Raw genomic sequence first — 24,770 nt, forward strand, 5'->3', positions numbered from 1 at the left:
ATCCTAAAAACTGAAATTTCCTAAAAAGTGATCGTTTAAGTTAACACTCGCGCCCATATTGTGATACATGGCCCTAGCAAAAGCATTCATCACTGCTGCAGCTGGATCTATTCTTTGCGGTGATTTCGCTTTGTCTAACATGATATTTTCTTGCGCGTCTTGTTTAATGATTGCATTATTATACGCAAAAGTTAAAAGAGGATCGTTCCCATGAATGACCTTGCCCTCATATACCTTTTGTCTGTAGTCCTTTGTCGGTAAAGAAAGATGTTGAATCCTTTGCGGCAGCTCAACCATATTAAATCCCTTACTCTCAAGCCGTTGTGCAAGGTGCAGCGCATTCCATTTGTCGTAAGCAGCTTCAATGACCCTCAATTTGTTGACGTGAGCAAATTCAATAATCCACCTTTCGACAAATTGATAATCAACCGCCTCCCCCGGTGTGAATGTCATCCAACCTTGATTGCGCCATAAATCATAAGGCACTTTATCAGTAGCCATTTTTTCTTTTGCTTTTTCTTCTGGAATGAAAGAATGTTGGCCCACATAATAAAAACCATCAAGAACGCCAACCCACCCGACAGAAGTCAAATCCGTTGTCATAGATAAATCTAAACCAAGATAGATTGCCATTTCCTTTAGATCAGGTATTTCACCATGACAGGCCCGCCATTTAGACATTTTCATATAGCCATTGTCTTTTTGGTCAACCCAGCCATTCATGTTTTTTGTCAGAAAACTTCTCATCTTTTCAGGCACATCGAGTGCAACTTTTAACGCTGCCCTTAGTGATTCCATCCCCTCAGGGTAAGTCGCTACAATCGGGTTTGCCTTAATCCAATTAGACTCATCCTTTATATCGTCTTCGGGATCAAGCTCACAGATCATAACAAAATAATCATCGTTTTCAATTTCAATGCCGGGATCTAGAATCTTGGAAACGTACTGATACTCTTTAAAACACGGCCCGTTTAAGTTGAAACCTGCAGTAGTAATGATAATCATCAAAGGGCTACGGCGGGCTACCATACCGCTATCAATAACATCATATATTTCACTTGTTTCATGAGACATATATTCGTCGACTATCCCTAGTGATGGGTTTTTTCCGTCTCCAACCTTTCGTGCTTCACGGGATAACGGTTTGATAATTGAATTTGTTGCGTATTTTGTAACCTGCCCGTTAGCGTCTGTGTATTTCCCCTCTAAAATAGGTGCGTGCTGTAGTTGCTCAAGGATTGCTTGGTAGACTTCATTTGACTGCTCCCTTGACCAACCAGCAATAAACACACGATGCTTTTCTTTAGTGGGAAAGATTTCATATGAAGCCATGATAGCCAGTAATTGTGATTTCGCGTTTTTTCTCGCTAACTGAATATAAGCCTTTCTAAAACGCCTGGCACCATTGATCTTTTTGTAAAACCCATAGATATTAGCAGCCATGAATAGCTGAAAGTCTGTAAGCTCAATAGGTTTACCAGCCAATACGCCTTCAACATGATTAAATTGCTTGGCCCATTCATAAAAATCAAGGACTGCTTCTGCGTCAAAATAATACGGGCAGTCTTCTTCCGCTAGCCGCTCTACGTCTTTGATGAACCTATGAACAGCCCACTTGTGCTTTTTGCCTGCTTTTATGTCCCCTGTTTGAATCTTTTCGCAATATGACCATACACGCTCAATCAAAACCTCTGCGGTCATTTCCTGCGTTAGCATTACATGCGTCCTCCAAAGCGTTCTTCTTCTTTTGACTTCGGTTTCCCATCATCTTTTTTCGGAATGACAAGTTTGCAGCGAGAGGAAATGGTTAATCCTAAATCACTTGATGCTTGTCTGCATTGTTTAAACAGCTTGTCTTGATTTATAAGAAGATCACTATAAGCAGGATTCGCAATTTCAAATTTTTCACCATCTGAATTTTCGGTGAGTGCTGTAATCGGCGTATCCAATATGATTTCTGTTATTTGTAAATATTGTTTTCGAGCAAACAAAAAACGGGCAAGCGCATCTACATCTAAATTTGTCATAATTCCGATGTTTTTGAGCTCGTCCGCTATCTTTTTGAATTCTCTTTTTAAATCTTTTGGTAAATAAGAAGGAGCTTTCACTTTGTCATCTGGTGCCTTTATTTCTTGCTCTCTTCTTTCTTCAATCTCTTTCTTGGTAAGGTTTTTCTTGCCTTTTACTAGCAACAAGTCAACTGGTTGTCTCGGCCTTGCCATCCCCTCACCTCCTTCCGAATTTTCATTTAGGGAATTTCTCGCGATGTTGAGGGAGACGCGGTCTACGGCAAATCGTTTCTAGGGATTTAACCCTGGGGGGTGCCTTCAACATCAACGCGAAGCTGATTCATGTCTCTTTCTAAATCTGCTCGTATTGAATCCATTTTCTTATAATGTTGATCAAGTAAACTTTTATTCCTCGTCATTCGAATGGCAATGTACAGCTTTCTGATTTTGTTTTGCTGCTTTCTGATTTCAGCGTTTGTATAGTAGGATGTGTACTCAGCTTTACACCCTGGACATACAAGAAAGTGACGTTTGATTCCACGGCCGACCTTCATAATCCTAGAACAGTATTTAATTATGAAGATTGTTCCGCAGTGATCACATGTGCATTTTTTATAATCCATTTCCAAACCCTCCATCTTCTTTAGCGGTCTTCCTACTGTGACAGGACGCACACAGCGGCTGCCAGTTAGAAGAATCCCAAAACAATTTTTTATCTCCCTTATGCGGTTTGATGTGGTCTACTACTGTGGCCGCAATACGTTTGCCTTGTAGCATGCAAGTTTGACACAACGGATGCTTTACTAAATAACCTTTACGCGCTTTACGCCATCGGCTATTATATCCACGACGTGCCGATGATTCACGGTGCTGGTCGTATGAAGGCTTCGATGTCTTATGCTGCTCACAATATCCTTCGCGCGTTAGTTTAGGACACCCGAGTTCATTGCATGGCTTTAATGGTTTTTTCATTTGGTTTCCTCCCCAAAACAAAAAGCACCCCGAAGGATGCTACTTTGTGGTTTACCTATATTCCGTTCTACTTTATTCTTTTAATTAAAAAGTTGTTTTTTTAAACACCTACTTCAGAATAATTAATAATAAACCTAGAAGGATCATATTTTTCTATACTTAAGAGCCATTTTATCGGCTCTTCTTTTTTATTAGAGGGGTTTAGCCAACAAACATCTGATATACCCGGAATACAATTATAAAAATGATTAAAGTTATTTCTAGCCTTATCATCGAGAGAGATTATGAACTTATCCTTTAGAATAGCAGCTTCCAATAGATGCATATCTTTTAAGGTTGCCATAACTCGCTGTTTATCTTTAATGCTGTGTATTTTCAGACGAAGATTCTCAACTGTTTCATGATCAGGAATTTCAATAATTCTTCTTTTATTATATAGCCTAGAATAAAACTTTGCTGTAAAAGTTGATTGATGATCAAACCATTCTTTTTTTAGATCTTCAGTCATACCAATTTCATTTTCGGTTTGTAAAAAAATCTCTAAAAAATCTGCTACACGTCTAGAAATTTCAGTTTTTGGTGAAGCAGAAGTTAACACACACGCATCTATGATATAACACTCTGCCATTTAAAAATCACCAGCCTGAATAAATTTAATTTCTGCTTCTAACTCAACGTCGGAGAAGTCTAAGGGCCAATCACCAAAAGTACCATTTGAATCTAGTTCTGTACTTTCAACTTGCGTTTCACCGTTCACCATTCTAAACCAATTTAAACTTACATGTTCACGATTGATTTTTTTATTCGCTACTTCAGTTTGAATACCCTTAATTATCAAAGAGCTATGAGTTTCGATAACAACTCTTACTCCTCGAGAGACAGCCTCTTGGATTATCTTCGAAAAAATATATTGTCCTCTAGGGTGTAAATGTATCTCCGGTTGTTCAATATAAACAATTTGTCCTGGTTGAGCATAGACTAACGCAACCAAAACTGGCAAAGTTTGAGATACCCCTAAACCAACATCAGCAATATTTACAAAATTATCCTCATCATCATCCAGATTTGTGCTTACGTTTATTTCTATTTGAGTGTCATTTATTTTTTTTGTACCAATTTTGTTTGTTAAATCTAACATCCCCAAATATTTTTCGACTTCAATAGCTTTTTCATTATCTTCATTTTTCCACATATTTAATATACTAGCTACGTATCTTTCAAACTTACCAGGAAGATTTACAAAATCATTTTTTCGGTTAAGGCTTGTAACTGGATAAGTTCTTTCCGGGTTCCCTCTTAAACCTGGTAAGTGAATGAGATTCTTGATAACTAACTCTGGACGTGGTAATCCTGGAAAAGAAATTCCTCTTTTTAAATTCTCATCGAGATCAAAAATCAGTTCTAGATTAATAAAGCACCTATTTCTTTTTACCTGTAAATGTGTTTTTTCTTTTTGAGTTTCCAGATGCTCATCAATCATTTTATAAACTCTACTAGGTATTTGTTCTCGCATCTCTTCGATAGTCATATCATAATCAATGCTTACGTGGTCATATCTTGGCTCGCCATCCTTGCCTTTCTTAAGTTTAGTGATATATGTTGCGTTTTTGACAATTAATTCATCATTGGTCTTAGCATATGTAAATTTGCATGTATGCTTATTATCAACTTTAAAGCCTACTTCAAAGTCTTCAGCTTTATTATCCTTTGATTTATGTAGTAATTGTTCAAAATTCGTAAATTTCGCTAAAGGGCCGTTTAGTAATAAAGCTCCTGGATCATAACTTTCTTCAATAGTTTGTTTTAATAATAAAATAGGTTGAATAAAACTAGACTTCCCAGAACTATTGGTACCTACTAAAATTGTTAAGGGTTTCAATTCAATTTCCTGTTCATGATAAATTGATTTATAGCCTTTTATACTTATGTTTGTTAATGTATTACGCAACTTGGGTTTTTTTAGTGGCATGCAAAAGTCCTCCTATAAACATCCATGAATATTTTTATTCTCTTTTATATCGACTCATAAGTGAGGAATTTTATACTCTGCGGAATTTGTCGAACGAAAAAGCGGCCTCTATAATAGAAGCCGCTCTCAATTTACCACTAATACCATCATAACCGCTCTCAGACAAAATGCTTTGCCAAAATCGTGCCAAAAATATGCCATTTATAAAGTGTCTATATCTCACCCTCAAATTCATAGACTGATCTCAACAATATTTCTAAAAAATTAATTATTTTTTCAGTATCTTCCCTTGAAGATTTTTGTGTTTCATGAGCTGCTTCATTCCCGTTTTCCCTAACCGCATCAAGCCATTTTTTTGTACTTTTAGGAACAACAGCATTATCCACTAAAAACTCAACATAATACACAAAATTTTTGCCTTTTTTAGCTTCTTTTTCAATCGCTACATTCATAATCATTTTTCTAGCTAGAATACTTGCACCTGTATAAGCATGGACTGAATAAGAATCACAAACCTCCTTATATAATTCTTGTACATCACTTGGAAGGTGTTTGATATTGCGCATACTATTTGCCGGAGGATACTGCTGGTTGAATTCATCTAAATATGTAGCTTTATTACAATTTGGACATATAAGTATTCTAGGTACAACATGATACTCACTTATATTATATTCACTAGTTATATATCCAAAATTTGGTGCAGTTAAAGAATTACAGTAACCACAGCTAAATCTTTCTCCCTCCATAGCCACAGTGTTTATCCATCTTTCATTTTCATAATGACGCATATTATCCCTTCCTTATCCAAATTATTCATATATTCTATTATCCACATAATCCATCAATTAGCCATATCTATTAGTCTGTCCAACTGGATAAATCGCTGTATCCTTTGCCCCTCTTGCTTTTCAGCAATTCCCTTAAAATGAGTTGGACATTTTCTCATTATGGTTAATTGAAGAAAAAGAACGCAAAAAAAGACCCACCTGCCATTTGAACAGATGAGTCTTATAAGCCGAAATCGTCCATTGCTTTGTCCATTGCGTCTTGTGTAATTCCAATGTATCTCAATGTAATGTCAGGACTAGAATGGTTAAATATTTCTTGTAATAAGGCAACGTCTTTATGTTTTTTATAATTCCAGTAGCCAAATGTTTTTCTGAGCGTATGAGTACCTATACTATCAAGCCCGACATAGTCCGCTGCCTCTCTCATAATGTTATATGCACTGCTGCGGCTGATAGGTTTGTTGAGCCCTTCTCTACTTTTAAAAAGGTATTCTTGATCATCTTTGTCTTTGATATATTGATCTATCGCTTTTCGAAGAGTTTTGTTTATTTTGATTCTTTTTTCTTTGCCTGTCTTTTGTTCTCTTAGCGATACATATTGCCTCCTTACATCCTTCACCCTCAATTCCAGCAGATCGGATATGCGCAAGCCTAAATTGATTCCGGCCACAAAAAGTAGCAAGTTCCTTTTGTTCCGCTCTCCAAGATATTTCTTTATATAATGGATCTGATCAAGGTCCCTTATCGGCTGAACAAAATTCATGATTTATCCCCCTGCTTGTACACTTCTTCTCTCAAAGCAAAGGCCAGTCTATAATATGCTTTATTTTTAACACGATAATAATTCCTTTGGCTGAGACCCATTTCCGCGTAAATTTCGTAATCAAACATTTCTTCATCCTGCATATAGAGCATAACTAATATGCGCCGCTCTTTTTGCGTTAGACGATTAATGCACCTCTCAATTCGCTTCATATATTTTTCCCGCTCAATCTCCCAATCCATTTTTTTAAGCGCTGCTTCTTCTGTGGAGGAGTGGAACTGATTTGAAAAACTCGGCGGCGTAATGGTGTATGTTGTTGTGATCTTTGGAAGAAAGTCTTCCGGCGTTTGCAACCTAAGCATTTTATATTTTCCCATCATCTTTTCCATTTTGAATCTTGTTTTTTCCTCGTCAATTTGAGGGATATCTAAATTCATTTGATCTGTTTGTTCTTTTGGATTCTTATCATTTTTATTAGTCATCCCAATCACTCCTTTTATTTTCGACGCATAGCCCCGCCATTGGCTCGTTTTAACCGCTGCATGTTTTGCCCCATGAGCTCTTTTATCTCTCTTTCTGTAAGCTCCTGCGGTCGTTTCTTCGGCTTTTCCTTCTTCATGGTGCCGCTCCTTTTCGACAAATAAAAAACGGACACCAACCAGCACCCTTAAAAGGTGTTGATCAGTGTCCGCAGGCTCTCCGTCTTGGACTTATTTAAATGTTTGTTAACTCAATTCGATTCCGTAATTCTCTCCAAAATCTTCAATGTACTCTTTCAAAAAAACATCTAACGTAGAGTGAAAAAGCATATCGTCTTCTACACCACATATAAACTTTTCAATGTCTTCTTCGTTTAGTCCTAATTCAATTATTCCTCTCCGTTATCTCGTTGATATTTCATGAAAGCCCTAAATGCTTGTCTTGGATCAATGTTCATTTCTTCACCTCAAAAGCTGGCGTGTAGATATGGCCTTTAACGCCTGTCCAATTGGTGTTCTTGTATAACGTCATCTTGATACGGTGCGTGCCAGCTGTATGGTTGACGATGTAAAACTCTTTTGCAGGCGTGGCGGTCTTGAAAGATCCAACAAGCCTAAAACGCTGATCTTTCCATTTGCCACCTACTTGTTTTTGCAAAGTTAAACGATAATATACCGTTTCAGAACCCGTTTTGCGTGCTGTAACGTCGATTGATTTAGCTCTCGGCGTGTAAGAATTGGCATCCGTTGATACGCTGACTGTATGCCCATCAATTGTTTTATAACCGCTCGTTACTGCCTCAGCAGACTGCGCATAAAGCACCGCCGCAATAATAATAGTTAGTGTGATTAGTAGTTTTTTCATTGTCATTGGCCCCTTTTCGATTTAATTTAATGAGAATGATGGAACTGCTCGAAATTCAATGTTTTTGTGTTGTCTTGACCAATCGTTTATAAATGGTTTGGAATTTCTGTAAAGAGACTCAAACATTTCTTTGAGAATATCTCTATGAAACTTCCATATCATTAACTCTTCATTCAACGATCCTTCAATATCTTTACGTTCCCATAAGTTCCAATCATCCCATGCATCACTTTCCAGCCAACTTTCTAAATCATAATCTGATTCAAAGACGAAGAAAGAATCGCCATCATCGATCGAATACAGTAGAAACAATTCATCGTGCATGTTACCTTCCTCCATAGATTCTGATGCTGAACTAGGGTCCAAGGTTCGAATTACATTTAGGTTTCTTGTGTTTTGCTCATCCGTTTTTTTCAGCTCGGCTTTTATAAATTCAACCGCTTCCCTAAGCGTTTCAAATTCCTTTAACACATGTTTACTCATTCCGTTTCCTCCTAAGCCGCTAGGCTGTTTTATCCTCCGCACATTCCTTCGCATTCGTTCAAAAAGTGGTCTATATCAAGCTGATCCTCGTTAAAATCAACTTCTTCCAAAGGTTTACCTGACTTGTGCAGGAAAGCATTATTTTTAAGTCGTGGTAGTTTCCTTATAAGGCGGTCAATTTCCACCGCATCTTGCCATGACTCTTGATCTTTCATTTTCATATCACGCCACGCGTTGAAGTCATGAAACGGGCATCCGATACAACTTGATTTCGCAGGTGTTCCGAGTCCTTCACGCTCAACATATGTAATGCAGCGTGACCGATCTATAAAAGCCACATCGACCAAAGGATGCTCTGCCACTTGCCAGCTTTCCCGACTTGGCTTAACCCTTTGTATTTCATCGGTGCTTATGCCTTTCCATAGGTGGACAACTTCTTTAATCCTTTGTCTCGGCTTGTACCCAAGCAAAGAACGGATTTTTCGATTTACCGGTAATATCTTGTATTCGTTTGTACACTGGCGGCGAGCGATGCCGATTTCTCCATTCTTATCTTTTGTGAAAAAGGGAATGCTTGCGAATCTATTTCCTGTCTCGGAACCTTCTACAATGTCATCACGAATATTTCCGTTATCACAGAAGATGATTTCCCTGCCGTAAGTAGCCTTTATATGCTTGTTTATTTTCTCGATCCAGTTGTAAACGTGCTTTGGCTCCCATCCGGTATCCGAAAAGATGATGTAGTCTGGTATTACCCCTTTAATCTCTCCTTTCAGAGCCATCAAGAGTAATGCAGTTGATTGAGTGCCGCCGCCGTATGATAAGACGTGTATATGTTTTTTGCCGTCATCGTATTGCTGCTTAATCATTGCATCAACCCAGCGACAGCAATAATCCCCATGAAAGCCAGCAGTGTGAAGACGACAGGTCCGTTTGACTCACGCTTTGCCATAACGACATTCCCCTCAATGATTAGGTCAGGGCAGTAGTCAGCAAGCACTGGTACGAAAAATTTCGGCACGCCTATATATGCAGCTGCATCATCAATCGTCATCGCTTTGTTTTTGCAGGCTTTGACGGCCTGCGAAAGCTCGACATGTTTAGGTAAATTCATGGTATTTCCTCCCCCGCAGGGGATGAACCCCTGCTATCGTTTAGTTTTATAACTGAAATCAAATCTAACTCGGTCAAAACTCCCTTTAATCGTTTCAATGATTGTGTGACCGTGTTCGGGAGCCTCTATGTAATGCGCTGTGTTGTTGATCCCGTCCAGCACGATCACTTGTACCTTGCCTTGTTCAACTAATGTTGTGAAAGGCTCGTTTTTTGTTAATGAGATAGTCTGCGGTCTATTCACAATCTTCACTCCAATGTGATATAATTAAAGTTCCTAAGTTTAATTACTCACATTGAACTGATGTGAATTCTTACCGCTGAGACTCGACGGATTGATCTGTGCGCTGCCAACGCCAGTCTTTACGTTTGAGTCTCTTTTTATATGGCTTGGGTGGATGTTGCTGCCTATAAGCTGTTAGTTCTTCCTCTGACATAACCCACGCTTTGACTGGACCCGATTTGTATGGATTTTTTACTTTTTCCAATAAGCTCACCTCCTCTTATTCGTCACGCTGCGGAACGTTGAGATTATAGATTCTTTCGAGTTCTTTGTCTGATAGTTTTTCGCAATATTCGCGACCAACGTTTGTGAGACTCAACCACTCGATCATTAACTCTCTTTCGTCACTGGTCATCACTTGATGCCTCCTCTCTTTTTGAGGTGGCGAACTGCTGCTGTTTTTAGCTGTGTCGGACAATCTTCATATCTCGCAATCACTTCCAGCTGACGCGCTGTGGCTTTCTCAAATGGCAGCAACAAGGCGCTTTTTTTCTTCACGTAGCTTGTCCCCCTTTCCAAAAATCCCACCCTTACGTGGTTCGATCTTGCCTAACTCGGCTTGATCTATAATCAGCAACAGGATGTCATCGACATTGCGGGCTAAACGATTGGCCATGTGTCTGATCGGCTCATGATCCTGCCACATTTGTCTAAATAAAATGATGTCTTTCTCATCCCATATGAAATCACTGTGCGGACAAGCGTAGTAAACCGGTTGTTGTTCAAACAGCTTGCGTAGATCTCTTTTTTTGTAGCTCATTGCGCTTTTTTTGATATACATAGGCTCGTTTGCGCCGACACCGTTCGGACGCTCCTTGATCTTTCCACGCTTGCTGAAATCAATCATCAGCAACAATACTTCTTCTGCCGGACGGTTAAATAACTCCGCCATTTCATCGACTGATCTTCCTTCGTACCAATAATCAAGAAAACGTTTAAGACCGACAATCGTCCATTCGAAATTCATATGTTCCAAAATGATTCTAGTGACACTCATTTCGCAATTTCCTTTCTGCGCCCAACCTCTTTATGCACAATATGCACAGATGTCGTCAGATTCTTTTCTACGAGCCAATAAAGTGGGTTCAACCCATTTATTACCAGAATCTTCCTTTCGGCTCTTGTGGGCTTTCTACCGCCTTTTTTCATGATGGTTCCTCCTTGTGTTTTTCAAAGTCACTCAGACTTGCTTGCAGGTGATCTATTAAACTATCAACTTTCTCAGATGTGATTTTGCTCATGGTTTACACTCCCTTAGAATGGCAATACTTCTTTGCGCTTGTCCGATGTGTCTTTAAAAATGATGTATTGCTGCTTTTGGGTGATGCGTGATACTAGCTTGCTGTCATACATTTGATACAGCTTTTCGCTAGTGAGGTTTGTTGTATAGATCGTCACTTTATCCTGCCGAGCAGATGTTACTTTGTAGATGAGACGATGAATGAAATCACTGGCTTTACTATCCGAATGTTCTGACCCTGTTTCTGCACCGATGTCATCTATTACGAGATAATCGGCTTCACCCATCAACTGAGTCACATATGCTTCTGTGTACTTGCTCTCTTTGTTGCTGAATGAATCTTTAATAGCTGTAGCAGCATCTTCCATATTGATAAACAAACAGGATCGCCCTTTGTCTTTAGGGTTGTCGGGATCAGGAGGCACATTAAGTTCTCTAAGTGCTGCATATGCAAGGTGACTCTTCCCCACTCCCGGATGGCCCTGCAAAAAAATGTTGAACACTTCACCTTGTTGCAAGTGTTTAACAAGATCCATCATGCGATTTTTATTATTTGTCTCTTCTGGCTCAGAAACATCGTAATTATCAAACGTTGCTCGTGAGACAGTTCGATCCCTGAACATGCTTCGTTTTTCCAACGTGTTAAATTTTTTCTGCCGCTGGCTATATTCAATTTGGCTTTCTAAGTCTTTTTGCAATTTCTTTGACTCTTCTTCCAGTTCACATCGAGGGCAAATAACTTTCCCATTCATGACCATCATTCGGACAGGTTTTACAAAATCTTCACTGCCACGGGTGTATGTATGCTTATTACAGTAATCAGAATGGAAGGTCATTTTGTCGGTTATTTCGGCTGCCACCGCCTTTATGCTGAGCACGCTTTATCACCTCATCACTGTTGTTTAAGTAACCTTCGAATTTTGTTCCGAAAAGTGTTTCGGGACGAAGGAATTTACTCATGTCAGGGTTATCACGCCATTCAAAGCATTTTGCTAAGATGACCTTTTTAAAATCCTCGAATCTGAATCCCTCGTTCCATCTTGCTTTTATTAGTTGCTGTGTCTTTGGTGTTGTGTGACGATAATTTTTGTCAGACATTTGGTTTAGAAGATCCGTTATGAGTTTGAATGGGATTTCTGATTCATCCGCAGTCGGGTTCCCCGACAATATATCTTTATTATTCTTCTTATTCTTCTTATTATTATTCTTCTTATTGTCCACTTGTCGTCGGCGTATCGTTGACGAGTCGTCGGCGTATCGTTCAAACAACACCTTGATACTGTCATTTTTCACGTATTCATAAACCAGTCGAATTAGCGATTTATCTTTGATTTCTCTTAACTCCTTTGCAACACAATCCAGTACTGGTTTTCCACCTTTATTCAGGTTGTATTTAGCCCAATTTTTTATAGCTAATTCTCTTGTTTCGTTGTTATAAACAATTAGTTTATGGTGGTTTTCGAATCGATCCATAAGGCTGTTTATTGATTCGATGGAATACCCTAAATCAAAAGCCATTTGTTTTTTTGTAATTGAGTACACACCAATTTGAGTAGTATTTGGATTAGTAATAAGATACAAATAAAAGTACCTGTCCTCTGGTGTCATTTCTTCAGTAACCTTCGGATCATTCCAAAATGTTGTATAGACTTGGCGAAATTTTGCCACGAGTTACTCACCTCTTTTTATGATTAGGCTTGTCCTTCAAAAAAAGGTGAAACAAATGTTTCAAGCCTCTTTAGTTTTTTTGTTCTTTTCTTTTTTTACTGGTGTGTAATAAGGCGCCACAGCCTCAGTAAAAAGTTTTTCTCTGTCTTCTGTTCCAAAGAAAACTTCTCCGAGAAACAGGTTGCTTTTTCTCTTTTGCTTTTTCTTAGCCATAAAGATCACCTCGAAACATAATATGCAATGTGGACAATAGGACTGCCCTCCGAATTTTGATCACTATAGGAAGCACTCTCTTTAAAAAAAATAAGCCGGTGGCAAATTTAATTTTTCACTTAGTTGAACTAAAGAAGAGTGCGACGGATTAGCTTTCCCTTTTTCCAACTTACAAATATAAGAGCTAGAAAACCCTGTAACCAAGCCAAATTGCCGTTGAGTTTCATTTCTTTCTGACCTTAGTTTTTTAATCTTTTCTGCAAAAGTAGAAGTTTCATGGACCATCGTTTTCACCTCCTAAACGCTTCTTATAGGAAGCGAAAATAAAATATATCATCCTTCTGCTTTTAGTGCAACCATAAATTTCATAAATGTTTCTTATAGGAATCTTAAACATGATATAATTAATATGTTGTTACTAATCAGTGGCGTTAAATCGAGGTGACTTTATTTTATGGATAACAAGAAAAATGAGTTAATCGGAATAAACTTAAAAAGACTAAGACAAGAGTATAAACCCAAACTGTCTATTAGAAAGCTTGCTCAAGAAGTTGGTTTAAGTAACGGCTATCTATCAAAACTTGAAACGGGTAAAATCAAAAGTCCTTCTTTGGAAGCTTTGACAAAACTTGCAGATTTTTTCAATGTTGATCCCACCTACTTTGTGACTGATCCGAGCGAACTTGAAAAAATGGGTAAAGAAGCTGAGAAAGTAGTTTTCGCGAAAGAACTAACTCTTGAGAATATCAAAAATGCAAACATTATAGATGCAGATGGCAAACAAATAACAGATGATGAGCGTAATTTCATGTTAGATGCCCTTAAAAATTACAGAGCTTCTAAGGCTAAATTTTTTGAAGACGATTCACCTGAAGAGGATTGATTTTGATCTTCTTTTTTTATTGCTTCTAAGATTTCCATTAATTCTTCATATTTTATAGCCATTTCTCTTCCCTCCAAGGAACATTTGTTCTGTTTATATTTTAATCCATATTAGAAATATTTAAAATAATTTCCTGTTTTCGTTATTTTTGAAAACAGGAAACTTCCCCAGAAAACACGAAAGACGATACCTGATTATAGGTAGCGTCTTTTTCATATCTTATATTTACATTCCAGGTCTTACGTCTTTTGTTTCATATACTGTCTCTGGGTTGTTAGTGATAAGTGAGTGAATTTCCGAAACAACTATTGTTGCTCCTAGTGTAAGTGTTAAAACAATTACATTGAAACGTTTAGTCATGTATAGCACCCCCTAACTCTTAGAGTGTATACTTAAATCCAATTCTATTCAATTCATTTTTTGGGAAACTTGCCCTAAAATAATCTTTGGTTTTCGAAAAATAATGATGTGATAATAGCAATTTTTCTGTTGAAGATTCTTTTATTCCATCAAAAAAAAGCGCATATTTATTATATCTCTCATCTTTGTAATATTTGCTTAAATCCCCATCATGTTTTAATAACATGGAGAATTCACTTACTGCGAATTCGTCATGAATTCTTTTATTCCAGTACTTTTGAAGAAACGATATTTCTTCTTTATTTTCCAGAATTTCAGCCTGTCTATCAGGAAATTTCGAATAAAGTTCAATACATTTAAGATAATAAGAAATTGACTGTTCATAGGATTCTGGAAAATACGAAAGACCTAAAATGTGATAAGCAGTAATGTTGTGAGCTGTGCTGAAATTCCTATCCAAAATTCTGTTAGCGATTTTTCGTGATTGTATTAATTCTGTTTTTTGCTTCAAGTAAATATTGACTTGAATTTCATCTACCCTAGCACCGTATGCCATTTTTAGAAACGGATCATTAACCTGAAACAACAAGTCATTTATTTGATCAATCGTATAAATAGTTAAATCATAATGGCCGTTCAAATAATAGTAATAGACTTGTAAGACCTTCACCATAATTTCAGTTTCCAAAAAGGTGGTTTTGAAATTTCTCAGGTTATCTAAAAAAGTATTACTTTCGAATATAAATCTTGACTCTAACATTAACGAATATAAAGAACATAATTCCTGAGTTTTTGAATTTCTTTTATTTTTGTACTCCTGTGCAAGAACACTTGTATAATCGTACAATTGCTTGGAATAACAATATTCTAAAGCAGCAGGAAAATTTTTGGAACTAATGCCTTCTCTAAAATAATTAAAAATAAGTTCAACTTCGTTCTCTTTGTCAATGTAATTAATGATCTTATGAACAATCCAGAACGAGACATCCTTGCCATTTAAAAATTTGCTTAAATAACTACTGCTTATACCCAGTTTTGTAGCAACTTGTTTTTGACTTTCTTTAGACATTTCGATTGAGTTCCGTAAATACGTCCGTAAGTCTTTCGCGATTGTACTTGTCATATATGATCACCTTATCATTGTTAAATTTAACATATAGTACAAAAAAATGTTGTCGGAAATTGTCGCAGAAGTATGAATTTTTGCTCTAATATATAAGTAATTATTTCTCATAGTACAATTATAATCCTTTTGTGTAACTTATTAACAGATGACTTTTGGAGTTATTTTAATTGATCGAGGAATTAATTTGCAAAAGGTATGCTTAGCATTCGAAATATGATTTCGAACAGTCTTTTCGCTAATAAATAGCTCGCTTGCAATTTCTTTTGTTGTTTTATCTTGGACGAGCAATTCAAATACTTCTCTTTCTCTTTTGGTTAATAGCGGCTTGGATTGAAACTCTTTCTCCTTCAAGTATTGTAACCCTCCTTGCTAAGGTGAGAGCTCTAGTCTCTATAGAATGGGATTCTGTATAGTCGAGATATCATATGCCGCGTACCAGAGGTAGGTGACGTTAAAATCAAGAATTCCCGCAGATCAGCGTCCAATTTCCTCCCCTTCAACCCGCACAAAAAAGGACGAGTCTCCTACCCGAGACATCGTCCTTTGTCAAACAAGCATTTAAAATATAGAAATGGCTCCTGTTAAAAGCGCAATGAGTGTTGTAAACAGGGCGGTTAACACCGTCCATAACAGTGCGTATTTTTGCAAATCACCAATATCTTTGTTCAGCATACTGACAAGCAGTAAGGTTGAGGCCACAAGAGGACTTAGTAAATGGACAGGCTGTCCGATAATAGAGGCACGCGCAATCTCCACCGGATCAATTCCATAAGCTGCACCGGCTTCAGCCAAGATTGGCAGCACTCCGAAATAATAAGCATCATTTGAAAGAACAAATGTAAATGGCATACTCGTCAAAGCGACAATTAGCGGGAAAAATGAGCTGTAGGAATCCGGAATCATATAAATCACCAAATTGGCAATTGACTCCACCATTTTTGTTCCCGAAAAGATTCCTGTGAAAATCCCTGCTGCAAATACAAGCGTAATAACCGTTAATGCATTCCCAGCATGCGATAAAATTCTCTCGCGCTGGTCTTCAACCTTTGGATAGTTGATCATGAGAGCGATGACGAATCCAATTAAAAAGAGGACAGGAATCGGTACGATGTCTAAGACAAGCGTGGCCATGACAGCAATCGTCAGGAAAAAGTTGACCCAAATCAGATTTGGTCTCTTCATATCCTCAACGCCATCCTCAATTGACGCAGCTAATTCAGGAGAGATGGATACCTCTTCTTTGTGCTGAATCTCAGCAATACCAATTCGCTTCCGTTCTTTTTTCCCAAGTACATATGCAGTAAAAAGTATAAAAAGAGCGCCCCCTAACATCGTCGGGAGTAATGGAATAAAAAATTCAGCGGCATCTAATCCAAGCGCAGCGATTGCACGAGTAGCTGGACCACCCCAAGGCGTCATACCGCTCATAATTCCTAATGATAATAATGAGATCGTTCCTAAAATCAGAGGGTTCATCCCAATTCTTAAGAAAAGTGGCAACATAGCTGACACTGTAATCATGTACGTTGTGGTCCCATCACCATCTAATGCAACAAGCATAGACAAAATCGCTACCCCAAAAGCAATTTTGACAGGATCACCTTTCACAATACGTAGAATGAGTTTAATCAGAGGATCAAATAATCCCGCATCCAGCATGACACCGAAGAACAAAATCGCAAATAACAATAAAGCAGCTGATGGTGCAACCGTTTTGAGTCCATCAAGCATCATGTCCCCTAATCCGCTGTTAAAGCCCCCGATCAATGCAAATATGATAGGTACAACGGTTAGAGCTACCACCGGATGCATACGTTTTGTCATAATGAGAAATGTAAATGTTAAGACCATCAAGATCCCTAAAATAGCTAGCACTTTATATCCCTCCATCCTCTTCTTTACACGATCAACAAGCGCCCCTTTGCACTTGTGATCTGAATGTTAGCGCTTTCTATTTCAAGGATATAATAGCTTTTTTTATAATGAAAATATTGATTTTTTCGTTTATTCAATAAATTTCTTTTATAATCAGCCTTGCTGGCTTCTTAAAAACTCAATGAATGCTTTCACAACAGATAAATGAAGGGAGTCTGGCTGGTACATAAGCCATGTATCTCTTAAAACAGGCTGTCCATCTTTATACGAAAGCCCTTTTACAAATAACTCATCACTTGGTCTGAGACAAATTTCTGGGACAATGGCATAGCCCAGTCCATGCTTCACCATCTCTTTCGATGTATCCTGACGGTCTGTCTCCATTGTCACAAGCGGCGGCATAGTGAATGTTTCCTGCCACCATCTGTTAATCAATCGTTTTAATGAACTGTCCGTATGATAATCAATGAGCGGCAGCTTCGGGAGATCCTTTAGCTGTATTTCTGATTTTGAAATGATACAAAGCCGCTCTTTATCGAGCAAAAACCGCTCTCCATTCCAGTCGTAATCTCCTCTTAAAATCCCTAAGTGCACACTCGATGTTCCTAACAAATCCATTACTTTTGTGCTCCAGCCCGTGTTCACCATAAATTGAACATGTGGATACTGCTTAGAAAATTCTCTTAAAATTTCTGGCAGTTTATACTGGGCAAAATTACTTGAGACCCCTAACCGGATCGTTCCTTTGACCTTTTCTTGCATATTGAGCATGCCATCTTTCGTTTGCTGGAGCTGTTTGAGCATGTCATTTGCGTATTCAGCCAAGTACTCGCCCTCTGACGTAAATTCAATCCCTCGTTTTCTTTTGAAGAAAAGCTTCATATCAAACTCCTCTTCAAGCTGTTTCAATCGATAGCTTAAGGCAGGCTGCGAAACAAATAATTTTTCTGCCGCCTTTGTGATGTTCTTTTCTTCATAAAGTACCTTTAGAAACCGCCAATCCTTTTCATCCATTGTTTGCCCTCCTTTTTTACTAGTTATAAAATTTTTTTATCGATTCCTTTTAAAATAATGTATTTAACTTATTTCTTATTATACTTTACCATTTTGGTTAGATAAACAGTTAATTAAAAAATTGAGGGTGAGAGCAATGAGAAAAGTTCCAATCACAATCATGCGAGGCGGTACAAGCAAAGGGGTATTCATTCAAGCAAAAGATGCACCCTATGAACACGATGAGCTCGAGGCATTTCTTTTAGACATTATGGGCAGTCCTGACCGGCTGCAGGTTGATGGAATCGGCGGAGGTAATTCTTTAACAAGCAAGGTGGCGATTATTGACAAAGCCACTCGTCCAGATGCTGATGTAAACTATACATTTGCACAAGTCAGCATTAATGAAAGATATGTCGACTTTAAAGGAAACTGCGGGAATATCTCATCAGCTGTAGGCCCATATGCCATCATTAAAGGGTTTGTTCAAGCGGTTGAGCCTATCACGACTGTACGTATTCTCAATACCAACACGAATAAAATCATTGTGGCAGAGGTAGAAGTTGAAAATGGTGAGGTTAAATTTGAAGGACATGCAGAAATTCCAGGAGTAAAAGGGACAGGTTCTCCCATTTATTTATCCTTTGAGAAGCCTGAGGGCGCTGTCACAGGTAAAACCTTTCCAACTGGGAACCGCATTGATACAATTCAAACAAAGTTCGGAGAGATTCCCATCTCGATCATTGACATCGCAAACCCGATTGCCTTTATTCGTGCGAAGGATATTCATTTAAAAGGAACAGAATTGCCTGAGGAGTTTACTGAAGCATTACTGAATGATATGGAGGAGATTCGTTCCATTGCTGCTGAAATGTGTCACTTCGCTCCAAAGGAAATGGCGACATTACAGTCTCCAGCTGTTCCAAAGCTTGCGATTATTAGTGAGCCAGCTGATTATGTAGACACAAATGGAATCTTGAGAAGAGCAGCAGATATGGACATCATCGTTCGTATGCTATCGATGCAAAGACCGCACCAAGCACTTGCCATTACCGGGTCTGTCTGCGTGTCAGCCAGCTGCTTTATGGAACAAACGCTTCCTGCACAGATTTATCACGGTCAAAATGAAACGCTTCGAATTGGGCATCCTGCTGGTATCATGCAAACTGAAATTGACATGTCCCAAAACAGAGTCAAGGTCATTCGAACCGCAAGAGAAATTCTGGACGGAGTCGTCTTTACGAAACAAGACTATATGGTTCAGCCTCACATTAAAAGAGAAGCCTAAAGCAGACGAGAACATCGTCTGCTTTTTTTAATGCTGGGGCGGTGCATCAATATCTCCGGCAGAATGGGCTTTTATATGCCCTTGCTCATCTTTTAACTGGAGATGACCATAGTGGTTGACCCCGCAGCAAATACCTTCCTGCCATGTTTGTTTTTCACGATCTAATGAGATACGAAGCGGTTGATTCAGACGAAATAACCGTTTGTTGTAAAGGGCAGTGAGTGCTTCAAATCCTTCATTCTGCCAGCGTGTATGGTATTTTTCAAAAGCCACTGCCAGTTCTTTCACAAGCTGATCAGCTTTCACCTCTGCAAGCTCTGATAAGCAAATGGTTTTGTACGGGACATGTTCCGGCTTTGTCTCTACATTGATGCCAACACCGATATAGATGGCGCTGCGGTCCGCTTCAATCAATGTGCCGGATACTTTTGCTTCATTAATGAGAATATCATTTGGCCATTTGATCGCCAGCTGATCCTCAGCTCTCATGAGTGGTTTGAGTACATCATAGATCGCTAGTGCCGTCACCGGGGCAATCGTTGATTGGGTGGAGAGATTTTCTGGCGGCATGACCGCCATGGTCACAGCGACATTCCCTGTAGGCGTTTCCCACGGTCTGCCGAGCCTCCCTCTTCCTGCTGTCTGCTGCCGGGCATAGACGGCAAATGAAGGCACTTCTCCTTGTTGAATAAGCCTTTTCGCTTCATTATTTGTACTATCAATGGTGTCATATTGAAAAATCTTCATGTGTTCTCCTTTTGTTTCTTCTTGATATGATTTTTTTATTATAACAAAACGAAGCATACACGTTTGATCAACCGTTAATTTCGCTGAGCCTGAAATGTCTCTTTTTCTTTTTCTGTAAATGGGACAGATGCGCCTGTGTCTTTACTAATTTGCACCATGGTCACAGAGCCTGTAAAGCATGGTTCCTGCTGTTCATTTTCTCCTAGGTAATGAAGGATGAGGGAGCTTGATCCGACTTTTTCCGGCTTTACATACACACGAAGCCTCTCACCGATCTCCACTTGTTTGATGTAATCACATTGCAGGTTTGCAACGACCGTGATGGTCTCTCGCGCGCGTTTCATTCGTTTATCAACAAGCCCTGTTTTTTGAAAAAAGGCAATCCGCGCCTCTTCGAAATACACAAAAGGGGTGACATTGTTCATGTGGCCAAACATATCTGTTTCTGAAAAACGGACAGTCGTTTCCACATAAAATCGAAAGGATGCTCTCCATTGTTCAAAGGGTTCTTCAATATATGACGGCAGTCTCATTTGATCTACTCCTTATTCGCAAACAAACGCCTCTCCCGTATGGAAGAGGCGTTTGTTATGTGTTGCATCCAGCCTCTTTAAACACTCATCATGATTGGCAAAGAGGACTGAATGTGATGTTATTCTGCGTGATCGCTTCCGAAGAAGTTACGGAAAGCTTGTAAGGTTGTATCTCGGTTTAGTGCTGCAATTGACGTTGTCAGCGGGATTCCTTTCGGACAAGCCTGCACACAGTTTTGGGAGTTCCCGCAGTTCGCTAGACCGCCATCACCCATAATTTCTTCTAGACGGTCAGACTTATTCATCGCACCTGTCGGATGTGCGTTAAATAAACGAACTTGTGAAAGCGGTGCAGGGCCCATAAAGGAAGACTTATCGTTCACGTTTGGACAAGCTTCAAGGCAGACACCACATGTCATACATTTAGACAGCTCATACGCCCATTGACGCTTCTTCTCAGGCATTCTTGGTCCAGGCCCAAGGTCATATGTGCCATCGATCGGCACCCATGCTTTGACTTTTTTCAAGGAATTAAACATGCGGCTTCTATCAACCTGCAAGTCTCTCACAACCGGGAATGTCTTCATCGGCTGGAGACGGATCGGCTGCTCTAACTTGTCAATCAAGGCTGTACACGACTGGCGCGGTGTTCCATTAATGACCATGGAACAAGCTCCACACACCTCTTCAAGACAGTTCATATCCCAGTTGATGGCCGTTGTTTTTTCACCTTGTTTATTGACTGGATTACGTCTAATTTCCATGAGTGCGGAAATGACGTTCATATTCGGACGGTAAGGGATTTCGAATTCCTCATCATAAGACTTTCCATCTGCTGTATCTTGACGTGTGATAATGAATTGAATCGTGTTTTTTTCACTCATCTTATTTCTCCACCTTTTTCTTCGAGTAATCTCGTTTACGAGGTGCAATTAACGATACATCGACGTCCTCATAGTGGAATGCAGGCTTCTGATTTTTCCCTTTGAACGTAGCCATCGTTGTTTTTAGGAATTCTTCATCGTTTCTTTCTGGGAATTCCGGTTTATAGTGTGCGCCTCGGCTTTCATTCCGGTTGTATGCCCCGATCGTAATGACTCTTGCCAGCTGAAGCATGTTGTCAAGCTGACGCGTGAAGGCAGCGCCTTGGTTGCTCCATGATGCTGTATCGTTGATGTTGATATGCTTATAGCGCTCCATCAGTTCTTCAATCTTCTGATCTGTTTTTAAGAGTTTGTCATTGTAACGAACCACTGTCACGTTATCCGTCATCCATTCTCCAAGCTCTTTATGAAGCACGTACGCATTTTCTGTTCCATCCATGCTAAGGATGTTGTCCCATTTCTCCTGCTCTTTCTTCACGGCGCTGTCAAATGTTGCAGAAGAAAGGTCTTCTGCTGACTTTTCAAGACCGTTAATGTATTTCACAGCATTTGGTCCTGCGACCATTCCGCCGTAAATTGCAGAAAGCAATGAGTTCGCTCCAAGTCTGTTTCCGCCATGCATAGAGTAATCACATTCTCCGGCAGCGAACAAGCCTTTAATATTTGTCATTTGATCATAATCGACCCATAGTCCGCCCATTGAGTAATGAACAGCAGGGAAAATTTTCATCGGAAGCTTACGCGGGTCATCCCCCATGAATTTTTCATAGATTTCAATGATTCCACCAAGCTTAATATCAAGCTCTTTTGGATCTTTGTGAGAAAGATCAAGGTATACCATGTTCTCTCCGTTGATGCCAAGCTTTTGCTCAACACATACGTCGAAGATTTCACGCGTTGCAATGTCACGCGGTACAAGGTTCCCATATGCTGGGTATTTTTCTTCAAGGAAGTACCAAGGCTTCCCGTCTTTATATGTCCAAACACGTCCGCCTTCACCACGAGCCGATTCACTCATGAGACGAAGCTTGTCATCTCCTGGGATCGCTGTTGGGTGAATTTGAATGAATTCTCCATTTGCATAATGAGCACCTTGCTGATAAACGATTGATGCAGCTGATCCAGTATTGATCATGGAGTTCGTTGATTTACCGAACACGATTCCAGGACCGCCTGTTGCCATGATAACTGCATCTGAACGGAAGGATTCAATTTCCATTGTCGTCAAGTTCTGCGCCACAATGCCTCGGCATACTTCCTCGTCATCTAAAACAGCGCCAAGGAATTCCCAGCCTTCATATTTCGTGACAAGCCCTGCTACTTCATAGCGGCGAACCTGCTCATCCAGTGCGTATAATAGCTGCTGACCCGTTGTGGCACCAGCAAATGCTGTACGGTGGTGCTGTGTTCCCCCGAAGCGGCGGAAGTCCAGTAATCCCTCTGGTGTTCTGTTAAACATAACACCCATACGATCAAGTAAGTGGATAATGGACGGCGCTGCTTCACACATTGCCTTTACTGGCGGCTGGTTGGCTAAGAAATCTCCGCCATATACCGTGTCATCAAAATGCTCATAAGGTGAATCCCCTTCACCTTTTGTATTCACCGCTCCGTTGATTCCGCCCTGTGCACATACTGAATGCGAACGTTTTACAGGTACGATTGAAAATAGTTTAACAGCTGTTCCCGCTTCTGCTGCTTTTATAGTTGCCATGAGACCAGCTAAGCCGCCTCCGACAACGATGATGCTAGAATTACTCATTGTAGCCCCTCTCCCTCTTCTACTAATCTATTTCCTCTTAAACAAAAGCGAAAATTGCTCTTAGCCCTACATATGAAAGCGCTATAAATATACCTAATGTCACATATGTGGAGATTCTTTGTGAGCGTGGTGAAACGGTAATTCCCCAGCTGACAGCAAATGACCACAAGCCATTAGCAAAGTGGAAAATAGTAGATAAAACGCCGACAATATAGAAACCTAGCATAAATGGAGAGCTTAAAATATTCGCCATCATGTCATAGTTTACTTCCGCTCCAAGCTGCGCTTGAATTCGTGTTTCCCATACGTGCCAAGTGATAAAAATCAATGTGATGATACCAGTAACCCTTTGCAGTCTGAACAACCAGTTTCTTAAGTAACTGAAGCGAGACGTGTTGTTTTGTGCCGTAAAGGCTATGTACACCCCATAAACAGCATGATAGATCAGTGGTAAGAAAATCACGAACAGCTCAAGTGCATACCTGAATGGAAGCTGTTCCATAAAGTGTGCAGCTTTGTTAAACGCCTCTGGTCCATTCGTCGCAAAGTGGTTAATCACTAAGTGCTGTACTAAAAATAGACCGACCGGAATGACGCCAAGCAAAGAATGCAATCTCCGATAAAAAAATTCTTTGTTCCCCGACATTACTTTACCCCCTAGTAAAAAAAGTGCAATTGCTTGAAATTTGTCTTACCCCCGCTTCTTTCAAATGTAAGCACTTTATTCAAATTTATTGACAATTTCATTTTACTCCTATGTCAAATAAGCGTCAAGAAACCGCGTACATAAATTAAAATTTTCCGAAATTTAAAAGTTTTAAATCAAAATTCGTTTTATTACAATAAGAATTTCTTAGACTTCAGGGAAAACTCTGTCATCATATGCCCACATAAGCTATAATAAATTGTTGAAAGAGGGGAGCCGTACAATGAATAAATTTGAATCTAACTTAGAACAGCTAAAAGAAATTGAAGTCAATGGATTTGCCTACGAGCTGATACGCGAAGTTCTGCTGCCTGACATTCTTGGTCAGGATCATTCATCTATGATGTATTTTGCGGGTAAGCTACTTGCTCGTAAATTCCCTCAAGAGTCATGGGAGAAAATCCCCGAATTTTTCCATGATGCCGGATGGGGGACTCTTACGATGGTCCATTCTAAAAAACAGGAAATTGAGTTTGAGCTCGAAGGTCCACTTGTATCGAATCGACTCACCTATCAAAAAGAGCCATGCTTTCAAATGGAGGCAGGTTTTATTGCTGAACAGATTCAGCTTCTCAATGAGCATGTTGCTGAATCCTATGAGCAAGTGAAAAAGCGTGCTGATAAAGTCATTTTAACCGTTAAATGGGATTTAAGAGACCCTAGCTAACACTTCTTCTGAAAGGCGAGGACTACCGGTCACGCCTTTTTTTATATGTCTCCTTCTATCATAGCATACTTAGTGAATAGGTTTATGCACATGTTCCA

The 24,770-nt window shown here is 39.4% G+C and carries 37 protein-coding genes; 3 read left to right on the forward strand and 34 right to left on the reverse strand.

Going from position 1 to position 24,770, the window contains the following annotated elements:
- Positions 1-3 precede the first annotated feature (3 nt).
- The 24 genes from C6W18_RS04400 to C6W18_RS04490 all read right to left on the reverse strand — a co-directional run bounded on the left by C6W18_RS04400 (position 4) and on the right by C6W18_RS04490 (position 13,133).
- Complete coding sequence (locus tag C6W18_RS04400; RefSeq protein ID WP_105926197.1) at positions 4-1,716, reverse strand: terminase large subunit; 1,713 nt, start codon at positions 1,714-1,716, stop codon at positions 4-6.
- Positions 1,716-2,222: a phage terminase small subunit P27 family gene (locus C6W18_RS04405; protein WP_105926201.1), complete on the reverse strand. Its 507-nt coding sequence runs from the start codon at positions 2,220-2,222 to the stop codon at positions 1,716-1,718. Before C6W18_RS04405 ends, C6W18_RS04400 begins: the two co-directional genes overlap by 1 nt.
- A gap of 86 nt (positions 2,223-2,308) precedes the next feature.
- Entirely contained in the window at positions 2,309-2,632 is a 324-nt protein-coding gene (locus tag C6W18_RS04410; protein WP_017367781.1) for a hypothetical protein, read from the reverse strand.
- The gene (locus C6W18_RS04415; RefSeq protein WP_017367782.1) at positions 2,622-2,981 is read right to left on the reverse strand and encodes an HNH endonuclease; all 360 of its coding nucleotides are present in this window, start codon (positions 2,979-2,981) and stop codon (positions 2,622-2,624) included. Before C6W18_RS04415 ends, C6W18_RS04410 begins: the two co-directional genes overlap by 11 nt.
- Positions 2,982-3,081: 100 nt before the next feature.
- Positions 3,082-3,609, reverse strand: coding sequence for a hypothetical protein (locus C6W18_RS04420; protein ID WP_017367783.1), 528 nt, complete (start codon positions 3,607-3,609; stop codon positions 3,082-3,084).
- A complete protein-coding gene (locus tag C6W18_RS04425) occupies positions 3,610-4,950 on the reverse strand; it encodes an AAA family ATPase (RefSeq protein ID WP_017367784.1) in 1,341 nt (446 codons plus the stop codon).
- A gap of 212 nt (positions 4,951-5,162) precedes the next feature.
- A complete protein-coding gene (locus C6W18_RS04430; protein WP_017367785.1) occupies positions 5,163-5,741 on the reverse strand; it encodes a DUF4145 domain-containing protein in 579 nt (192 codons plus the stop codon).
- Positions 5,742-5,961: 220 nt separating this feature from the next.
- Positions 5,962-6,504: a site-specific integrase gene (locus C6W18_RS04435; RefSeq protein ID WP_105926203.1), complete on the reverse strand. Its 543-nt coding sequence runs from the start codon at positions 6,502-6,504 to the stop codon at positions 5,962-5,964.
- The gene (locus C6W18_RS04440) at positions 6,501-6,986 is read right to left on the reverse strand and encodes an ArpU family phage packaging/lysis transcriptional regulator (protein ID WP_189318024.1); all 486 of its coding nucleotides are present in this window, start codon (positions 6,984-6,986) and stop codon (positions 6,501-6,503) included. The genes C6W18_RS04435 and C6W18_RS04440 overlap by 4 nt, the downstream gene beginning before the upstream one ends.
- Positions 6,987-7,000: 14 nt before the next feature.
- Entirely contained in the window at positions 7,001-7,123 is a 123-nt protein-coding gene (locus C6W18_RS20430) for a hypothetical protein (RefSeq protein ID WP_262982629.1), read from the reverse strand.
- A 314-nt stretch (positions 7,124-7,437) separates the two neighbouring features.
- The gene (locus tag C6W18_RS04450) at positions 7,438-7,848 is read right to left on the reverse strand and encodes a hypothetical protein (protein ID WP_105926205.1); all 411 of its coding nucleotides are present in this window, start codon (positions 7,846-7,848) and stop codon (positions 7,438-7,440) included.
- 21 nt (positions 7,849-7,869) lie between these two features.
- A complete protein-coding gene (locus tag C6W18_RS04455) occupies positions 7,870-8,331 on the reverse strand; it encodes a hypothetical protein (protein WP_105926207.1) in 462 nt (153 codons plus the stop codon).
- Positions 8,332-8,360: 29 nt separating this feature from the next.
- Positions 8,361-9,200 (reverse strand): phosphoadenosine phosphosulfate reductase domain-containing protein, encoded by an 840-nt coding sequence (locus C6W18_RS04460; RefSeq protein ID WP_105926209.1) that lies wholly within the window; start codon positions 9,198-9,200, stop codon positions 8,361-8,363.
- Positions 9,197-9,445: a hypothetical protein gene (locus tag C6W18_RS04465; protein ID WP_105926210.1), complete on the reverse strand. Its 249-nt coding sequence runs from the start codon at positions 9,443-9,445 to the stop codon at positions 9,197-9,199. The genes C6W18_RS04460 and C6W18_RS04465 overlap by 4 nt, the downstream gene beginning before the upstream one ends.
- 33 nt (positions 9,446-9,478) lie before the next feature.
- The gene (locus C6W18_RS04470) at positions 9,479-9,688 is read right to left on the reverse strand and encodes an XtrA/YqaO family protein (protein ID WP_035701916.1); all 210 of its coding nucleotides are present in this window, start codon (positions 9,686-9,688) and stop codon (positions 9,479-9,481) included.
- A gap of 70 nt (positions 9,689-9,758) precedes the next feature.
- Positions 9,759-9,932 carry a hypothetical protein gene (locus tag C6W18_RS19940; protein WP_189318025.1) on the reverse strand — a complete coding sequence of 58 codons (174 nt, stop codon included), beginning with the start codon at positions 9,930-9,932 and terminating at the stop codon, positions 9,759-9,761.
- 15 nt (positions 9,933-9,947) lie between these two features.
- Positions 9,948-10,082, reverse strand: a complete 135-nt coding sequence (locus C6W18_RS19860; protein WP_142392784.1) for a BH0509 family protein — start codon at positions 10,080-10,082, stop codon at positions 9,948-9,950.
- Complete coding sequence (locus tag C6W18_RS19945) at positions 10,082-10,225, reverse strand: hypothetical protein (protein WP_189318026.1); 144 nt, start codon at positions 10,223-10,225, stop codon at positions 10,082-10,084. The genes C6W18_RS19860 and C6W18_RS19945 overlap by 1 nt, the downstream gene beginning before the upstream one ends.
- Positions 10,191-10,724 (reverse strand): hypothetical protein, encoded by a 534-nt coding sequence (locus C6W18_RS04475; protein WP_105926212.1) that lies wholly within the window; start codon positions 10,722-10,724, stop codon positions 10,191-10,193. Before C6W18_RS04475 ends, C6W18_RS19945 begins: the two co-directional genes overlap by 35 nt.
- Complete coding sequence (locus tag C6W18_RS19950) at positions 10,721-10,876, reverse strand: DUF6906 family protein (RefSeq protein WP_189318027.1); 156 nt, start codon at positions 10,874-10,876, stop codon at positions 10,721-10,723. The genes C6W18_RS04475 and C6W18_RS19950 overlap by 4 nt, the downstream gene beginning before the upstream one ends.
- Before the next feature lie 105 nt (positions 10,877-10,981).
- Positions 10,982-11,845 (reverse strand): AAA family ATPase, encoded by an 864-nt coding sequence (locus tag C6W18_RS04480; RefSeq protein WP_223251620.1) that lies wholly within the window; start codon positions 11,843-11,845, stop codon positions 10,982-10,984.
- Positions 11,787-12,635 (reverse strand): conserved phage C-terminal domain-containing protein, encoded by an 849-nt coding sequence (locus C6W18_RS04485; RefSeq protein WP_105926216.1) that lies wholly within the window; start codon positions 12,633-12,635, stop codon positions 11,787-11,789. The genes C6W18_RS04480 and C6W18_RS04485 overlap by 59 nt, the downstream gene beginning before the upstream one ends.
- 60 nt (positions 12,636-12,695) lie before the next feature.
- On the reverse strand, positions 12,696-12,848 hold the full coding sequence (locus C6W18_RS19955; protein ID WP_017367805.1) for a hypothetical protein: 153 nt from the start codon (positions 12,846-12,848) through the stop codon (positions 12,696-12,698).
- An 81-nt stretch (positions 12,849-12,929) separates the two neighbouring features.
- Positions 12,930-13,133 carry a helix-turn-helix domain-containing protein gene (locus C6W18_RS04490; protein ID WP_105926218.1) on the reverse strand — a complete coding sequence of 68 codons (204 nt, stop codon included), beginning with the start codon at positions 13,131-13,133 and terminating at the stop codon, positions 12,930-12,932.
- A 169-nt stretch (positions 13,134-13,302) separates the two neighbouring features.
- Between C6W18_RS04490 and C6W18_RS04495 the strand changes: the two genes are divergently transcribed.
- Positions 13,303-13,731 carry a helix-turn-helix domain-containing protein gene (locus C6W18_RS04495; RefSeq protein ID WP_105926220.1) on the forward strand — a complete coding sequence of 143 codons (429 nt, stop codon included), beginning with the start codon at positions 13,303-13,305 and terminating at the stop codon, positions 13,729-13,731.
- 225 nt (positions 13,732-13,956) lie between these two features.
- Here the strand turns inward: C6W18_RS04495 and C6W18_RS20435 are convergent, their stop codons facing one another.
- The 5 genes from C6W18_RS20435 to C6W18_RS04515 form a co-directional block, all read right to left on the reverse strand.
- Positions 13,957-14,091: a hypothetical protein gene (locus C6W18_RS20435; protein WP_255222349.1), complete on the reverse strand. Its 135-nt coding sequence runs from the start codon at positions 14,089-14,091 to the stop codon at positions 13,957-13,959.
- Positions 14,092-14,110: 19 nt separating this feature from the next.
- Positions 14,111-15,214: an AimR family lysis-lysogeny pheromone receptor gene (locus tag C6W18_RS04500; RefSeq protein WP_105926222.1), complete on the reverse strand. Its 1,104-nt coding sequence runs from the start codon at positions 15,212-15,214 to the stop codon at positions 14,111-14,113.
- 141 nt (positions 15,215-15,355) lie between these two features.
- A complete protein-coding gene (locus C6W18_RS04505; protein ID WP_061409000.1) occupies positions 15,356-15,568 on the reverse strand; it encodes a helix-turn-helix domain-containing protein in 213 nt (70 codons plus the stop codon).
- A 207-nt stretch (positions 15,569-15,775) separates the two neighbouring features.
- Entirely contained in the window at positions 15,776-17,092 is a 1,317-nt protein-coding gene (locus C6W18_RS04510; protein ID WP_105926224.1) for a CitMHS family transporter, read from the reverse strand.
- Between the two features lie 153 nt (positions 17,093-17,245).
- Complete coding sequence (locus C6W18_RS04515) at positions 17,246-18,106, reverse strand: LysR family transcriptional regulator (protein WP_105926225.1); 861 nt, start codon at positions 18,104-18,106, stop codon at positions 17,246-17,248.
- Between the two features lie 136 nt (positions 18,107-18,242).
- Here C6W18_RS04515 and C6W18_RS04520 point away from each other — a divergent pair, with 136 nt between their 5' ends.
- Positions 18,243-19,373, forward strand: coding sequence for a 2-methylaconitate cis-trans isomerase PrpF family protein (locus tag C6W18_RS04520; protein WP_105926227.1), 1,131 nt, complete (start codon positions 18,243-18,245; stop codon positions 19,371-19,373).
- 27 nt (positions 19,374-19,400) lie between these two features.
- Here the strand turns inward: C6W18_RS04520 and C6W18_RS04525 are convergent, their stop codons facing one another.
- From C6W18_RS04525 to C6W18_RS04545, 5 genes are all read right to left on the reverse strand, one after another.
- Positions 19,401-20,120 carry a biotin--[acetyl-CoA-carboxylase] ligase gene (locus C6W18_RS04525; RefSeq protein ID WP_105926229.1) on the reverse strand — a complete coding sequence of 240 codons (720 nt, stop codon included), beginning with the start codon at positions 20,118-20,120 and terminating at the stop codon, positions 19,401-19,403.
- A gap of 74 nt (positions 20,121-20,194) precedes the next feature.
- Entirely contained in the window at positions 20,195-20,653 is a 459-nt protein-coding gene (locus C6W18_RS04530; RefSeq protein WP_105926231.1) for an acyl-CoA thioesterase, read from the reverse strand.
- Positions 20,654-20,772: 119 nt separating this feature from the next.
- Positions 20,773-21,537 (reverse strand): succinate dehydrogenase iron-sulfur subunit, encoded by a 765-nt coding sequence (gene sdhB / locus C6W18_RS04535; protein WP_034320843.1) that lies wholly within the window; start codon positions 21,535-21,537, stop codon positions 20,773-20,775.
- A 1-nt stretch (position 21,538) separates the two neighbouring features.
- A complete protein-coding gene (sdhA, locus tag C6W18_RS04540; protein WP_105926233.1) occupies positions 21,539-23,299 on the reverse strand; it encodes a succinate dehydrogenase flavoprotein subunit in 1,761 nt (586 codons plus the stop codon).
- A 37-nt stretch (positions 23,300-23,336) separates the two neighbouring features.
- The gene (locus C6W18_RS04545; RefSeq protein ID WP_034320848.1) at positions 23,337-23,945 is read right to left on the reverse strand and encodes a succinate dehydrogenase cytochrome b558 subunit; all 609 of its coding nucleotides are present in this window, start codon (positions 23,943-23,945) and stop codon (positions 23,337-23,339) included.
- Positions 23,946-24,228: 283 nt separating this feature from the next.
- Here C6W18_RS04545 and C6W18_RS04550 point away from each other — a divergent pair, with 283 nt between their 5' ends.
- Positions 24,229-24,672 (forward strand): YslB family protein, encoded by a 444-nt coding sequence (locus tag C6W18_RS04550; RefSeq protein ID WP_003216293.1) that lies wholly within the window; start codon positions 24,229-24,231, stop codon positions 24,670-24,672.
- Positions 24,673-24,770: the final 98 nt, after the last annotated feature.

Source organism: Bacillus sp. LLTC93 (genome assembly GCF_002993125.1).
Taxonomy (GTDB): Bacteria; Bacillota; Bacilli; order Bacillales; family Bacillaceae; genus Bacillus; species Bacillus zhangzhouensis.

What these genes read in the sequence shown, in the direction of transcription:
- C6W18_RS04400 (WP_105926197.1), bottom strand. Translation starts at nt 1,716, where the DNA reads ATGCTAACGCAGGAAATGACCGCAGAGGTTTTGATTGAGCGTGTATGG.
- C6W18_RS04405 (WP_105926201.1), bottom strand. Translation starts at nt 2,222, where the DNA reads ATGGCAAGGCCGAGACAACCAGTTGACTTGTTGCTAGTAAAAGGCAAG.
- C6W18_RS04410 (WP_017367781.1), bottom strand. Translation starts at nt 2,632, where the DNA reads ATGGATTATAAAAAATGCACATGTGATCACTGCGGAACAATCTTCATA.
- C6W18_RS04415 (WP_017367782.1), bottom strand. Translation starts at nt 2,981, where the DNA reads ATGAAAAAACCATTAAAGCCATGCAATGAACTCGGGTGTCCTAAACTA.
- C6W18_RS04420 (WP_017367783.1), bottom strand. Translation starts at nt 3,609, where the DNA reads ATGGCAGAGTGTTATATCATAGATGCGTGTGTGTTAACTTCTGCTTCA.
- C6W18_RS04425 (WP_017367784.1), bottom strand. Translation starts at nt 4,950, where the DNA reads ATGCCACTAAAAAAACCCAAGTTGCGTAATACATTAACAAACATAAGT.
- C6W18_RS04430 (WP_017367785.1), bottom strand. Translation starts at nt 5,741, where the DNA reads ATGCGTCATTATGAAAATGAAAGATGGATAAACACTGTGGCTATGGAG.
- C6W18_RS04435 (WP_105926203.1), bottom strand. Translation starts at nt 6,504, where the DNA reads ATGAATTTTGTTCAGCCGATAAGGGACCTTGATCAGATCCATTATATA.
- C6W18_RS04440 (WP_189318024.1), bottom strand. Translation starts at nt 6,986, where the DNA reads ATGACTAATAAAAATGATAAGAATCCAAAAGAACAAACAGATCAAATG.
- C6W18_RS20430 (WP_262982629.1), bottom strand. Translation starts at nt 7,123, where the DNA reads ATGAAGAAGGAAAAGCCGAAGAAACGACCGCAGGAGCTTACAGAAAGA.
- C6W18_RS04450 (WP_105926205.1), bottom strand. Translation starts at nt 7,848, where the DNA reads ATGAAAAAACTACTAATCACACTAACTATTATTATTGCGGCGGTGCTT.
- C6W18_RS04455 (WP_105926207.1), bottom strand. Translation starts at nt 8,331, where the DNA reads ATGAGTAAACATGTGTTAAAGGAATTTGAAACGCTTAGGGAAGCGGTT.
- C6W18_RS04460 (WP_105926209.1), bottom strand. Translation starts at nt 9,200, where the DNA reads ATGATTAAGCAGCAATACGATGACGGCAAAAAACATATACACGTCTTA.
- C6W18_RS04465 (WP_105926210.1), bottom strand. Translation starts at nt 9,445, where the DNA reads ATGAATTTACCTAAACATGTCGAGCTTTCGCAGGCCGTCAAAGCCTGC.
- C6W18_RS19860 (WP_142392784.1), bottom strand. Translation starts at nt 10,082, where the DNA reads ATGACCAGTGACGAAAGAGAGTTAATGATCGAGTGGTTGAGTCTCACA.
- C6W18_RS04475 (WP_105926212.1), bottom strand. Translation starts at nt 10,724, where the DNA reads ATGAGTGTCACTAGAATCATTTTGGAACATATGAATTTCGAATGGACG.
- C6W18_RS19950 (WP_189318027.1), bottom strand. Translation starts at nt 10,876, where the DNA reads ATGAAAAAAGGCGGTAGAAAGCCCACAAGAGCCGAAAGGAAGATTCTG.
- C6W18_RS19955 (WP_017367805.1), bottom strand. Translation starts at nt 12,848, where the DNA reads ATGGCTAAGAAAAAGCAAAAGAGAAAAAGCAACCTGTTTCTCGGAGAA.
- C6W18_RS04490 (WP_105926218.1), bottom strand. Translation starts at nt 13,133, where the DNA reads ATGGTCCATGAAACTTCTACTTTTGCAGAAAAGATTAAAAAACTAAGG.
- C6W18_RS04495 (WP_105926220.1), top strand. Translation starts at nt 13,303, where the DNA reads ATGGATAACAAGAAAAATGAGTTAATCGGAATAAACTTAAAAAGACTA.
- C6W18_RS20435 (WP_255222349.1), bottom strand. Translation starts at nt 14,091, where the DNA reads ATGACTAAACGTTTCAATGTAATTGTTTTAACACTTACACTAGGAGCA.
- C6W18_RS04500 (WP_105926222.1), bottom strand. Translation starts at nt 15,214, where the DNA reads ATGACAAGTACAATCGCGAAAGACTTACGGACGTATTTACGGAACTCA.
- C6W18_RS04515 (WP_105926225.1), bottom strand. Translation starts at nt 18,106, where the DNA reads ATGGATGAAAAGGATTGGCGGTTTCTAAAGGTACTTTATGAAGAAAAG.
- C6W18_RS04520 (WP_105926227.1), top strand. Translation starts at nt 18,243, where the DNA reads ATGAGAAAAGTTCCAATCACAATCATGCGAGGCGGTACAAGCAAAGGG.
- C6W18_RS04525 (WP_105926229.1), bottom strand. Translation starts at nt 20,120, where the DNA reads ATGAAGATTTTTCAATATGACACCATTGATAGTACAAATAATGAAGCG.
- C6W18_RS04530 (WP_105926231.1), bottom strand. Translation starts at nt 20,653, where the DNA reads ATGAGACTGCCGTCATATATTGAAGAACCCTTTGAACAATGGAGAGCA.
- sdhB (WP_034320843.1), bottom strand. Translation starts at nt 21,537, where the DNA reads ATGAGTGAAAAAAACACGATTCAATTCATTATCACACGTCAAGATACA.
- sdhA (WP_105926233.1), bottom strand. Translation starts at nt 23,299, where the DNA reads ATGAGTAATTCTAGCATCATCGTTGTCGGAGGCGGCTTAGCTGGTCTC.
- C6W18_RS04545 (WP_034320848.1), bottom strand. Translation starts at nt 23,945, where the DNA reads ATGTCGGGGAACAAAGAATTTTTTTATCGGAGATTGCATTCTTTGCTT.
- C6W18_RS04550 (WP_003216293.1), top strand. Translation starts at nt 24,229, where the DNA reads ATGAATAAATTTGAATCTAACTTAGAACAGCTAAAAGAAATTGAAGTC.